Genomic DNA, 13,291 nt, shown 5'->3' with positions numbered 1-13,291 from the left:
AATCGGTCTGCAGGCGCGTAGGTAATGGAAGCCACTACCTTTTTTGTGCCTGAGACCGATTGTTTCCGATACTATTTCTACATCGTCACCAGATGATACGCGATCTGGTCCGCGGTCATCATCTGAGCCTCTCTTTGGTGGCAGGTAAAGATGATGATCTGCCCCGGATATGCTTTTTTCAGCCATTTCAGCGCGGTGTGCAGCCGGTCTTCATCGTAGAGTACAAAGCTGTCATCAAAGATCAGCGGCATGTAATCACCCTCCGGCTGGATGAGCTTGGCGGCGGCGAGGCGCAATGCCAGGTAGATCTGGTCCATGGTGCCGCTGGATACCTGCTCGACCGGAACCAGGCGGGTGCGGGTGTTCATGAACACATTCAGGTTTTCATCGACGCTCATGCTGTCGTAGATGCCGCCGGTGATACCGGAAATCAAATCGGAAGCGGTCTTGTTCAGGTATAGTCCGAAGGAATCCCGGATGGTGCCGGAAAGCTCGGTCATGGTTTCCAGGGCCAGGTCGATGGCAGTAATCTCCTCGCGGATGTGGTCATTCTCCGCCAGTACCTGTTTTAAGGATTCCGTCTGGTCCTTGCAGTGTGCCAGATGATCCAGTTTTTTCTCCAGCTCCCACTGAGCCTTCTGCTGGCGGGAGATGGCATCATCACAGTTTGTTTCCTTCTCCTGGAGGGCGGTGATCTCGGAGGCCTGTTCTTTCACGGACTGCTCGGACCGTTCCAGAACCTGGCTTAACCGGACAAATTCCTCCATGCGGCTCTCAAAGGCAGTCATGGCCTCTTCTGAAATGGAGGAATCTCCCAGATGGCGGGAGAAAATCTCTTGCAGCAGCTTTTCTGTCATGGAAAATTCCTGTTTTAAGCTGCGGTTCTTCATAAAGAAAATGAGCCCTGCCGCAAAGAAGAAGACAGCCGCGGCACTTAACCCGCAGATGAGCCCCACCGTGTAGCGGGCCACGCCGGTGGATACGGAAATCAGGGCGCCGGTTCCGGGCACAACCGGATCCAGAGTCTGGGAACTGAGAAATCCCAGCGCTCCGGCTCCCAGCGCGCAGAAAACGGCCAGCACCAGTATAACAACCGGAAGTATGGCCCGGCCTTTGCGGGAGGTTGCGTCCGCTACTTCCTTATAATGGGCATAGGTGTTCCGGGCGTTCTCCTGATATGCGTGGATGGATGCCTCATCGGTAAACTGCGCCCCGTCCAGTGCCTGACGCCCTTTGGCAATCTTCTGAAGCAGAGTCTCGCGTTCCGTCTGTTTCTCGGAAAGCTGGTTCTTCACCTGGGAGCGCAGATTTTGGTAGGTCTGGAGCTGGTTCTCGTATTCCGGAGCGGAAATCTCTTTTTCAATGTTTTTGATCTCGGTCAGCAGTGCAGTGTAGGTGCGGGCGGCCTCCGGGGTGAGCTGGCGCTCAAACTCCTTGCGCCGGTTCTTTAAATAAGAAGTAGCTTTCGTGATATTCAGAGAAAGGTTGCCGGTGGTGTTCATGTTGGCAATGTAGTTTCGAAGTTCCGTCACCATGCCGCCTTCCGTCACGCATTTGAGCTGCCCGATGCTGATGGTATTGTTATAAGCCGTCTCCGTGAGGCCCCCCAGAAGAAAATCCAGGAAACCCCTGGTGGGCTCCACTTCTTTGCCTGCGGTTTCATTGACGATCACAAAAGACTTCTGGTCCTTCTGGAAGTTTCGTTCCAGACGGTAGATGACACCGTCCTTCTCCACCCGCATCCGGCCGCCGTAAACGGCCTTGTTCTGCCAGGGCTCATATTTGCTGTAAAGGTCCCCGCGGGCAGCACGCCCACGTCCCCGCTCCAGACCAAAAAGCATGCAGCGGATGAAGGTGTGCAGGGTGGATTTTCCGGCTTCGTTCTTGCCGTAAACCACGTTTAAATCTTGATCGAAAGAGACGGAGAGGTCATGGAATTTGCCGAATCCGTCGATATGTAAATCCAGTATCCGCATGGTTTAACTCCTCTCGTCTGTTGTGCGCAGCAGAGCATCGATCCCGTAATACAGCGCCTTTTTCTCAACCGGGCTTGGATCTTCCTTCTGAAACGCCTGAATATAAAAACCAATCATATCACTGGGATGTTCCGCAAACAGCTGGCAGAAATCGTACTGTGGCTCCGATTCATCCACCGCTTCCACAATCTGCAGGCGGCGCTCTAACGGTTCTAAGTCAAAGGTAATGTCCGGGTCGCGCATGCCGCGGATGCGGAACCGGTAGATATGTTCCATGCCGCGCTCTTTTACAGCATCGGTGATACGGTCGCACAGCTCGCCGTTGGTGGTGGCCGGTGTGACATGGACCACCAGCGGAATGTACTGGGTGCGCGCTACCGGAACAAATTCCAGGGAGATGACCTGGCCGGATGCCGGCTGGATCTCACCCACCACCATGCCGTGGGCGCCGGTTTCTGTTTTGTCCAACGGCTCTAAGGAACCGGGATAAGCGTAGGAAAAATCCGGCGCCAGTTCCGGCTTGTGAATGTGGCCCAGCGCCACATAGGAAAAACCGGTGCGGGCCAGACATCCTTTATCTAACGGAAGGTGGGAGGCATCGCCGCCGTGGGCCAGCAGTACATGAATGCGGCCGTCATCCGGCGCCTTGATGCCGTTTAACCGTGCCTCGTTAATCTCTGCGGTATGGTAGGAGAAACCGTGCACCTCCAGGTTTAAGTCCTTAAAATAAACAGAACTTAAGTCCTCGGACATGAGGACGGTGACATTGGGACACCAGGTGAAGCTCATGAGCGCGGAGTTGGAGCGGATGCGGTCATGGTTTCCGGCAATGATGACCACCCGCACGCCCGGAATGGTGGAGAACAGGTAGTTGACCTCTTTTAAATCCCGCAGGAGCGGCTGGCGGTGAAACAGGTCTCCGGCAATGAAGAGGCAGTCCGCGTCCCGCAGTTTAGCCTGACGCACGACCTCCGCAAAACTGTCGCGGATGGCCTGGGCGCGTTCGCGGCTCCAGGGCCGGTCACTGTCCGGGTTCATGCCCCAGTGGACATCGGCAATGTGAATGAATTTCATGGAAAACTCCTTATAAATGAAAACTGAGATGAAGCAACAATGCGGGTATGCCGGCAGTTCATCCTGCACAGTATACCCGCATAGGTTTTTGCAAATCCGGAACGTGTCAGCGACACGCACGGATTGGATTATTTGATTTACAGATCGCAGTTGCCTACGGTTCTCGGGAACGGGATGACGTCGCGGATGTTGCCCATGCCGGTTAAGTACATCACGCAGCGCTCAAAGCCAAGGCCGAAACCGGAGTGGCGGGCAGAACCGTATTTGCGAAGATCCAGATAGAACTGGTAATCCTCTTTCTTTAAGCCAAGCTCGTCCATGCGCGCGGCCAGCTTCTCTAAGCTATCCTCACGCTGGCTGCCGCCGATGATCTCACCGATGCCCGGTACCAGACAGTCTACTGCGGCAACGGTCTTTCCATCCGGATTCATCTTCATATAGAAGGCCTTGATTTCCTTCGGGTAGTCGGTTACGAATACCGGTTTCTTAAAGATCTGCTCGGTCAGGAAACGCTCGTGCTCGGTCTGAAGGTCACAGCCCCAGGATACTTTGTAGTCGAACTGGTCGTTGTGCTCTTCCAGGATCTTAACAGCCTCAGTGTAGGTAACACGGCCGAACTCAGAATTTACCACGTTGTTCAGGCGGTCTAACAGACCCTTGTCGATGAAGTTATTGAAGAATGCCATCTCCTCCGGAGCATGCTCTAAAACGTAGCGGATGACATATTTTAACATGCCCTCAGCCACTTCCATGTTGTCTTCCAGATCCGCGAAAGCCATCTCCGGCTCGATCATCCAGAACTCTGCGGCGTGGCGGGTGGTGTTGGAATTCTCTGCGCGGAAGGTCGGTCCGAAGGTGTAGATGTTGCGGAACGCCATAGCGTAGGTCTCGCCGTTTAACTGGCCGCTTACGGTTAAGTTGGTCGGTTTTGCGAAGAAGTCCTTGGTGTAATCAACAGAGCCATCTTCATTCTTCGGGATATTGTTTAAATCCATGGTGGTTACCTGGAACATCTCGCCTGCGCCCTCACAGTCACTTCCGGTGATGAGCGGGGTATGAACGTATACGAAGTCACGCTCCTGGAAGTACTGGTGGATGGCGTACGCAATCAGGGAACGCACACGGAATACAGCCTGGAAGGTGTTAGTGCGCGGACGCAGATGGGTGATGGTACGCAGATATTCCAGGGTGTGGCGCTTTTTCTGAAGCGGATAGTCCGGAGCGGACGGGCCTTCTACAGAAACCTCAGTGGCCTGAATTTCGAATGGCTGCTTTGCGTCCGGGGTAGCAACCAGGGTACCCTTTACGATGATGGCAGCGCCTACATTTAATTTGCTGATCTCCGCGAAGTTCGCCATGGTGTCATGGTAAACCACCTGCAGGGTCTCAAAATAGGTTCCGTCGCTGACTACGATAAAGCCAAAGGCCTTGGAAGCACGCACGCTGCGCACCCAGCCGCCGATGGAAACCTCTTTATCCAGGTAAGCTTCCCGGTTTTTATACAGTTCTCTTACAGTAACTAAATCCATAATACTTCTCCTTTGATCTGTACTCTTTTCAATCTTTTAACAGATATATCATTATTTGCATACTTAAACAAGATTATACTTCATTTTATAAAGTGATTCAACAAAAATATCGAAATTCGGACATTTTTGGGCCGCCTTAAAAATGTGGTATGCCCAATCGCACAAATTGTGTTATATTTTTCTTTATCTACCATATATAGACAAAAAAGAAAATAACTCGAAAAGTGTCGGAAAATGTACAAAAATTATTGAAAATAATACAATTATTTGTTCACTATTTCTGAAATGTGTGGTATAATAGTAGTCACAAGAAAACACTACAGCGAGGTGATAACGTGATTAAAAAGGAAATGATTGCCATGCTTTTGGCAGGGGGACAGGGCAGCCGCCTTGGAGTATTAACACAAAAAGTCGCAAAACCGGCAGTATCGTTTGGCGGCAAATACAGAATCATCGACTTTCCGCTCAGCAACTGTATCAACTCTGGCGTCGATACAGTTGGCGTTTTAACACAGTATCAGCCATTACGTCTGAACAGTCACATCGGAATTGGTATTCCGTGGGACTTAGACCGTAATGTCGGAGGAGTTACCATTCTTCCTCCATACGAGCGGAGCAAGGGCAGTGACTGGTATACCGGTACTGCAAATGCGATTTATCAGAACCTGGAATACATGGAGAGTTACAATCCGGACTACGTTCTGATCCTTTCCGGCGACCACATCTACAAGATGGATTACGAGGTTATGCTGGAATATCACAAAGCAAACAACGCAGATGTCACCATCGCATGTATGCCGGTACCGATCGAAGAAGCAAGCCGCTTCGGTATCGTGATCACCGACGACAATAACCGCATTACCGAGTTCGAGGAGAAGCCGGCGCATCCGCGCAGCAATCTGGCTTCCATGGGTATCTACATATTCAGCTGGAAGGCACTGAAGGAAGCCCTCATTGCCATGTCTGAGGAGCCGGGCTGCGATTTCGGTAAACACGTTATTCCGTACTGCCACGGCAAGCAGGAGCGCATCTTCGCTTACGAGTACAACGGCTACTGGAAAGATGTAGGAACTCTTGGCTCCTACTGGGAAGCAAACATGGAGCTCATCGACATCATTCCGGAGTTCAACCTCTACGAGGAATACTGGAAGATTTACACCAAGAGCGACATCATCCCGCCGCAGTATGTGGCAGCGGACGCAGTCATTGAGCGCAGCATCATCGGCGAGGGCACCGAGGTACACGGAACCATTACCAATTCCGTCATCGGCGCAGGCGTTACCATTGAACCGGGCGCAGAGGTACACGACTCCATCATCATGCGTGACTGTGTGATCAAGGCAGGCGCGAAGGTGAACAAGGCCATCGTTGCAGAAGATTCCACGGTGGGCGAAGGCGTTGAGCTTGGTGTTGGCGAGTACGCGCCGAGCAAATACGATCCGAAGGTTTACCAGTTTGACCTGGTTACCATCGGTGAGCACAGCGTGATCCCGGATCACGTAAAGATCGGTAAGAATACCGCAATTTCCGGCGTCACCACTCCGGAGGATTACACCGACGGAGCACTGGCAAGCGGAGACTACATTATAAAGGCAGGTGGCGTACGATGAAAGCGATTGGTATTGTATTAGCAGGCGGAAACAGTAAGAGAATGCGGGAATTATCCAACAAACGTGCGATTTCCGCAATGCCGGTTGCAGGCAGCTACCGCAGCATTGACTTTGCGCTCAGCAACATGAGCAACTCCCATATCCAGAACGTGGCAGTATTTACCCAGTACAACTCCCGTTCCTTAAACGAGCATTTAAGTTCCTCCAAGTGGTGGGATTTCGGAAGAAAACAGGGCGGACTTTACGTATTCACCCCGACCATCACCGCAGAGAACAGCGACTGGTACCGCGGCACGGCAGATGCCCTCTACCAGAATCTTTCCTTTTTAAAGAACAGCCATGAGCCATATGTAGTCATCGCTGCAGGCGACGGCATCTACAAGCTGGACTACAACAAGGTTCTGGAATATCATATCGAGAAGAAAGCAGACATTACTGTAGTCTGCAAGGACATGCCGGAGACAGAAGATGTCACCCGTTTCGGTCAGGTCAAACTGAACGATGACGGCCGCATCATCGACTTCGACGAGAAACCCATGGTTTCTACCTCCAGCACCATCTCCTGTGGTATCTATGTCATCCGCAGACGCCAGCTCATTGAACTCATCGAGCGCTGCGCCGCAGAAGACCGTGTGGACTTTGTACGCGATATCCTGGTACGTTACAAGAACTTAAAACGTATCTACGCATACAAGATGGATTCCTACTGGAGCAACATTGCTTCCGTAGATTCCTACTACAAGACCAACATGGACTTCTTAAAACCGGAAGTACGCAACTACTTCTTCAAGGAATATCCGGATGTATACTCCAAGGTGGATGATCTTCCGCCGGCAAAATACAATCCGGGCGCCCTGGTTAAGAACAGTCTCATCTCCAGCGGCTCCATCATCAACGGAACCGTAGAGAACTCTATTCTGTTCAAGAAAGCATATGTAGGAAACAACTGCGTGATCAAGAATTCCATCATCCTGAACGATGTTTATATCGGTGACAACACTGTCATTGAGAACTGCATCGTAGAGAGCCGCGATACCATCCGGGCCAACACCACTTATATCGGTACACCGGACGATATCAAGATTGTTATCGAAAAGAACGAGCGCTATACACTGTAACAGTGCACTGCTGAAAAAATAGCAGTTTTGACATCATGAAAACACGCAGTCGGCTGAACGGGACAGGCTTTCAGGCTTATCCCGGGCAGCCGCATAAGAACGGGGGAGGGGTTTCCACATGCAGATAACAGATGTGAGAGTGAGAAAGATTGAAAAAGAAGGGAAAATGAAAGCAATCGTTTCCATTACCATAGATAACGAATTTGTTGTTCATGACATCAAGGTCATCGAAGGCGAGAAAGGATTGTTCATTGCCATGCCGAGCCGCAAGGCTGCGGATGGTGAGTACCGTGATATCGCACATCCGATCAATTCGGGAACCCGCGATATGATCCAGTCTGTAATCCTTGAGAAGTACGCAACCGCGGCTCTGGAGGACCAGCAGGAAGAGCTGGCATAAACAAATAAGGAAAGTCTAAGGAGTGCCGGGCGGAAAATTTATTCTGCCCGGCGCTCTTTTTCTGCCTGAAAAATACCAATTTTGCCGAAATGCTTGCATCTAAAGAATTTGCTTGCTATATTAAGGGTACAAGGGAGGGATTCGTTATGGAAAACACAAAAGTACATGATGATTTACATACAGAAGTAATGGAAAATGTGATTCATATTCAGATGCTCGGCGGCTTCAACATGACTTACCGGGGGCAGCCGGTGATGCTGGGCAAGAGCCTCAGCAGTAAAATGCTCCATCTGCTGATGCTTCTCATCTACAGCAGGGGAGAGGGCATCCGCCGGACCCGCCTGCTGGAGCAACTTTACGGGGACAGTGACACGGAGCAGGCTGCCAATTCTCTGAGGGCTATGATCTTCCGCCTGAGAAAAAGCCTGATCGCGGCCGGACTGCCAGATGGAGAGTATATCTCCACAAAGGGCGGCGTATATATGTGGACAGCGGAGCATGTGGATGTGGAGCTGGACGTAGAAGTGTTCCAGAAACAGGTTATGGCAGCGTTAGAAGAGAAGGAGCCGCTGAAAGAGGTGGAACTTCTGGAAGAAGCCTGCGGCCTGTATAAAGGTGAGTTCCTGCCGCTCATGATCGCGGACGACTGGGTATCTGCCGCAAACTGGAAGTATCAGGAGCTTTACTTTAAGGTGCTGAGGGAACTTGCCAGACTCTTAAAGAAACAGAACCGTTACGAGGAACTGCTTCCTTACTGCGAGCAGGCGCTGAGCCGCTATCCATATGAAGAGTGGCAGCTGGTCAAGCTGGAGTGTCTGACTGCCATGAAGGAATATCAGACGGCAGTGGAATATTATGAGCAGATCGCCAAGGAATCCCAGCAGGAATACGGCATCCGCATGTCAGATGAGATGATGGAGCATTACCGGGCAATCCGCAACATGATCCAGTATGAGATGAATAATATAGAAGAAATCCAGCAGCACTTAAGACCGGATCCTAACGTATTTGGCGCAACCCGCTGCGATTACCTGACTTTTATTGATATTTACCGGTACATCGTCTGGGTGCTGGGACGGGAAGATACCAGAGCGCATCTGGTGCTCTTTACTCTCATTGACCGGGAAGGCGAGCCGCTGGAGTCTTCGGAACAGCTGGAGGAGGTACGGCAGAGACTGGAGCGCGCGATCATCCGCTCCGTGCGCCGTTCCGATCTGTATACCCGCTACGGTAAGAACCAGTTCCTGGTGCTGGTAACCAGCACAGATCAGAAGGGATGCCACATCGCGGCAGACCGCGTGTGTAAGAACTTCCGGGCAGCAAACCGGAGAAAGAAGATCAACGTCTACTACGCCTGCAGACCGGCTCTGGCCGTTGTCGGAGACAGCCTGAAAAAGAACATGGGAAAGAATGTTAAGGAGCTGGAAATTTCCGAAGAACCCGCAGCGGAAAATGCCGGAGAACATGCTCCGGAAAACGAGAGTTAAGAAACCGTTAAAATAGGCAGAGACAGGCATAAAATGTGGCAAAAATAAGAAAAAAATCTGGAGGAAACGCGGAAAGTAACGGCTGATGTAACGCCCCAAAGCGTATACTGAACTTGACAATGAAACCATTGTCTGGAAAACGCTATTATTCATATTCAGATAGCCAAAATAAAGGGAAAAGGAGAGAGAAGTATGAAAGGACTCGAAGCGAAAACACTGGGCCTGAAAAAGATGATCAGGCACGAGTATAAACGCATCGTGGCGTTTATGCTGACCGTAGCCATGGTTGCAACCAACTTTGGCACAAACCTGACCGTAGCGTTTGCGGCAGGCGAAGAAACAAGCTCTCTGTTCCTGCTCGACAGCAGTGAACTGGAGGATGCAATCAGCACCGCTCTGGAAAGCGGAGAAGTGTTTGATTTCTCTTCATTAGAGCTGAAAGCAAAACAGAAGAGCCTGAAAACTTCCTATGAAAAGTTAATAGGAAGCAAGGCCGGAAAGGTATACCAGCTGGATGTAGACGTAGACAGCAGCTACGCATCCGAGAACACAGACCTGCAGGTATTTTACAACGCAGGCACTGACAGCGTGGTATTCCTGTTCATCAACGAGAGTGACATGGCAGTTACCTTCCGCGCAAACGTAAGCGGCTATGAGACTGCACGCGTCACCGTAAACCCGAACACCTCCAACATCGAGGACGCAGAGGGCGTTGAGAACGCAGAAGACTACAGCAACACCACCATGGTGAACGATGAGAAAAAGGCAAAGGCAGAGGTTGTAAAGCCGGAGGGCGAGACTTCTGAGACTGTTGAGAACGGTTCCGATGAGACTGAGGAAGAAACCAAGGCAGACGTAACCGAGAGCGAGACCGCTTCCGAGAACGGCGAGACCGAGGAAACCACCGGCGCTGAGAATTCTTCTGAGACTGAAGAGACCACTGCAGCAGAGGAGACCGAGGCAGAGGTTGAAGAGACTGCAGAAGAAACCGAAGCAGCTGAGCCTGAGACCGAAGCACCGGCAGTAGAGGAAGAGCTTCAGGCAGAAGAGGGAAGCGCAACCGCATCCATCTCCGCAAAAGAAGTATTCCGCGTAAGCACCAGCGCAGAAGTGGCTGAGGAAACCTTAGCAGACAGCACTGAGGAAGAAACTGAGGCTGAGACCGAGGCAGAAGCTCCGGAGAAAGAAACCGAAGCACTCCCGGAGACCACCGAGGCAGAAGAAACCGTTGCTGAGGATAAGACCGAAGAAACCGCAGCAGATGAGTCTAAGGCAGATGAGACCACCGCAGCAGATGAAACCGCAGACGGTGAGACCGTGGCTGACGAGACCAAAGACGGTGAGCTTGTAAACGACGAAACTGAGGCTCCGGCTGAGAATCCGGCAGATAACAATGGTGACAGCAGCGAAGTTGACTTTGATGGCGATGAGCAGTTCCTGGAGGACGATTCCATCGAACTTATGGGCGAGCTGGCAGGTAAGGCATACAACACCGTAACCATCTGGGGACGCGCAAACGCAAGAGCCTATGCAGTGAAGGCAGAAGATCTGGTTGGCGAGGCAGCAGTAGAAGGCCAGTACAACGTAGATTACTCCGTAGACCCGGTAGGCGCAGCAGCAATCAAGGGCGCTCATACCGTAAACGAGGGCGAGACCCTGTACTTCGCAGTAGACCCGCAGGTAGGTTATGAGATCACCGAAGTAACCGCCAACGGCGAGGAACTGGAAGAAGTAGACGCAGCAGGCGTAGCCAGCGCATCCAACCTGGAGAAATACGCACACGTTTACGCAGTAGAAGAAGTAAGCGAAGATCTGGAGATCGTAGCAAGCCTGGAAGAGACTGAAAACGTGGCACATCCGGAATTCAACGCATCCTATGTAAGCAGCGATGGCGTAACCATCAGCCTGCACGCAGAAGAAGGCATCCTTCCGGAAGGCACCGAGCTTGACGTAACCGAAGTAACCGAGGCAATTGGCGACACCATCAAAGAGAAGATGGAAAGCGAGTCCGAGGGTGCGGAAGTCAACAAGGTATTAGCATACGACATCAACCTTCTTTATAATGGAGAGAAGCTCAGCAACAGCTGGTCCGAGGACGGCTATGTAGACGTAACCTTCACCGGCGCACCGATTCAGGAAATGACTGAGACCTCCGATAAAGTAGAGATCGTAGCCGTAGACGACACCAGCAAGACCCAGCTGACTGCAGAAAAGGCAGAAGTCGTAGAGGCCAGCGAGCTGAAGCTGGAAAGCGTAAGCGAGCAGAGCGTAGAGGGTGAGGCTGTAGAAGAAGTTGGATTCAAGGCAGAGCACTTTACGATTTATGCGGTGACATCATATGGATATTATTATGAATATTCTGAGAAGCTTCATGATACAATTGTGGGTTATAATACGACAAAAACTATATATTCTGATAAAAAAACGTGGGATAATGCTTATTATTGGGAAGTTTCCGATACGAGTATTCTTACTGTGGGCGCTAATGAATACAAATTGAAAGATAATACATGGCGCAATAGTACTCAGTTAAAGACGAAAAATAAGCAGGGAATGTCATATGTCTATCTGAAAGATGCAGAGGGCAATATTATTGATAGTGCAGCTATTTGGGTTCCTGCAAAACCAAGTGATTATGAAAAAGCGGAATTCTATTATCTCCTAGATCCTACTATGGATGCAAATTCTAATGAGAAAGCTAACTGGGGGCCGTGCCTTGGTACTGGAACAATTGATCTCACGAATGTTCCATCATGGTCGAAGGGGCAAAATGGAGCGGAAAATACATTTGATAATGTACAGAACAGAGTTAAAACCTGGCCTGATGGAATGGTAACATTTGAAAATGGTTTTATTAAGCTCAATAAGGGAGACGCTTGGGATCAGATATTTAACAACTATAAAGCATCTGTTGCAACTGAGTTGGGAGTTAATAATTTAACAAAAGATGATGTAACTGCAATTTATCTTGAACCGGTAAAAATTTCACGAAAGAACAATGCTACTATAGATAAGCATGTGGATTGCAATGTCAGCGTTGTAGCAAAGGATATAGTTACTGTTACTGTGAAACTGCAGGATGCAGGCGCATCGACATTCCAAATTCCGGATGCTGACAAGGGATATAATTTAATAAAGGGTAACAAGGCTAAAGCCCTTAATGGTACATATCCTGCTGAGAGAACAGTTGATGGAAAGAAGTATAAGTTTGTTGGATGGTACAAAAATGAAAATCTGAGTGGAACGAAATACAGTGCCAGCGATATTCCAAATTATGTGGTTAATGAGAATACCACATTTTATGCTAAGTATGTCCCGGAACTTAAGGTGAATTATGATTTAAATGGTGGCGATTGGGGCAATGTCGCTAAACAGTATTCTGTTTTTGCAGGTGATACGGTTACTGTAGTAAGTACTGTACCAACACGCCAGGGATACGAATTTGATGGATGGACTTGTTCTGAGACTTCACATCCGGAACACAATGGTGGTTCTAGCTTTACGATGCCTGGACGAGATGTGACATTAACAGCGAAGTGGAGAGCTAAGACAGTATCTTATACAGTAAATTATTATTGGGTAGGAACTAAAACCACGGTAACAGATTCGAAAACAGTACAGCAATATCATGTTGATGATGTTGTAAATGAATCGGCTATTTCGGTTAAAGGTTATACGCCTATTAACACACCGTATAATTTATCCTTAAAGCTTGGTCCGGATAGTACGGCAAATCAGATTGATTTCTATTACCGTAAAAATGTAACATTGACTGCTAATAGTAATAGTTTACCGTATAATGGCAAGGAACAAGAAGTAAAGGGCTATAGCCCATCTGATTCTAGCGCTAAGTTCACTGGAATTACTGTTGGAGCTAAGGGAAAAAATGTAGACGTATATCCGGCAACATTCCCAGAGGGAACAATAGGAAAAATTTCATCAGATGGGAAATATATCGTTACTGAAGTTGTAGATGGTAATTTAACTATTACACGTAAAACAGTAACACTTGTAAGTGCAGATCTGAGCAGACCGTATAACGGAGAGGCGCTGACAAATGCAGAAGCAGCAAGCCTTAATGTAAGAGTGAATGCAAA

General features: G+C 49.7%; 8 protein-coding genes. 5 read left to right on the top strand and 3 right to left on the bottom strand.

All coding sequences use genetic code 11. The annotated features are described in order from the left end of the window. Nucleotides 1-77 precede the first annotated feature (77 nt). The 3 genes from WMO41_RS15135 to asnS form a co-directional block, all read right to left on the bottom strand. Nucleotides 78-1,976, bottom strand: a complete 1,899-nt coding sequence (locus tag WMO41_RS15135) for an ATP-binding protein (protein ID WP_349230471.1) — start codon at nt 1,974-1,976, stop codon at nt 78-80. 3 nt (nt 1,977-1,979) lie between these two features. Beyond that, the gene (locus tag WMO41_RS15130) at nt 1,980-3,050 is read right to left on the bottom strand and encodes a metallophosphoesterase family protein (RefSeq protein ID WP_349230470.1); all 1,071 of its coding nucleotides are present in this window, start codon (nt 3,048-3,050) and stop codon (nt 1,980-1,982) included. Nucleotides 3,051-3,187: 137 nt separating this feature from the next. Continuing rightward, a complete protein-coding gene (gene asnS / locus WMO41_RS15125) occupies nt 3,188-4,579 on the bottom strand; it encodes an asparagine--tRNA ligase (protein ID WP_349230469.1) in 1,392 nt (463 codons plus the stop codon). Between the two features lie 335 nt (nt 4,580-4,914). On the opposite strand from asnS, the gene WMO41_RS15120 reads away from it, so the two are divergent. The 5 genes from WMO41_RS15120 to WMO41_RS15100 form a co-directional block, all read left to right on the top strand. Next, entirely contained in the window at nt 4,915-6,189 is a 1,275-nt protein-coding gene (locus tag WMO41_RS15120; protein WP_349230468.1) for a glucose-1-phosphate adenylyltransferase, read from the top strand. Beyond that, the gene (gene glgD / locus WMO41_RS15115) at nt 6,186-7,307 is read left to right on the top strand and encodes a glucose-1-phosphate adenylyltransferase subunit GlgD (protein WP_349230467.1); all 1,122 of its coding nucleotides are present in this window, start codon (nt 6,186-6,188) and stop codon (nt 7,305-7,307) included. Before WMO41_RS15120 ends, glgD begins: the two co-directional genes overlap by 4 nt. 118 nt (nt 7,308-7,425) lie before the next feature. Then, on the top strand, nt 7,426-7,707 hold the full coding sequence (gene spoVG / locus WMO41_RS15110) for a septation regulator SpoVG (RefSeq protein ID WP_349230466.1): 282 nt from the start codon (nt 7,426-7,428) through the stop codon (nt 7,705-7,707). Between the two features lie 146 nt (nt 7,708-7,853). Then, complete coding sequence (locus tag WMO41_RS15105; RefSeq protein WP_349230465.1) at nt 7,854-9,194, top strand: AfsR/SARP family transcriptional regulator; 1,341 nt, start codon at nt 7,854-7,856, stop codon at nt 9,192-9,194. Between the two features lie 192 nt (nt 9,195-9,386). After that, a partial coding sequence (locus WMO41_RS15100) for an InlB B-repeat-containing protein (RefSeq protein ID WP_349230464.1) occupies nt 9,387-13,291 on the top strand: 3,905 nt, incomplete at its 3' end.

This window comes from Ventrimonas faecis (assembly GCF_040096075.1).
Lineage (GTDB): Bacteria > Bacillota > Clostridia > Lachnospirales > Lachnospiraceae > Brotaphodocola > Brotaphodocola faecis.
The sequence above is the reverse complement of the archived record's forward strand: the minus strand, read 5'-3'. Positions and strand labels throughout refer to the sequence as shown.

Excerpts from the sequence above, each read along its gene's own strand:
- WMO41_RS15135 (WP_349230471.1), bottom strand. The coding sequence starts at position 1,976 with ATGCGGATACTGGATTTACATATCGACGGATTCGGCAAATTCCATGAC.
- WMO41_RS15130 (WP_349230470.1), bottom strand. The coding sequence starts at position 3,050 with ATGAAATTCATTCACATTGCCGATGTCCACTGGGGCATGAACCCGGAC.
- asnS (WP_349230469.1), bottom strand. The coding sequence starts at position 4,579 with ATGGATTTAGTTACTGTAAGAGAACTGTATAAAAACCGGGAAGCTTAC.
- glgD (WP_349230467.1), top strand. The coding sequence starts at position 6,186 with ATGAAAGCGATTGGTATTGTATTAGCAGGCGGAAACAGTAAGAGAATG.
- spoVG (WP_349230466.1), top strand. The coding sequence starts at position 7,426 with ATGCAGATAACAGATGTGAGAGTGAGAAAGATTGAAAAAGAAGGGAAA.
- WMO41_RS15105 (WP_349230465.1), top strand. The coding sequence starts at position 7,854 with ATGGAAAACACAAAAGTACATGATGATTTACATACAGAAGTAATGGAA.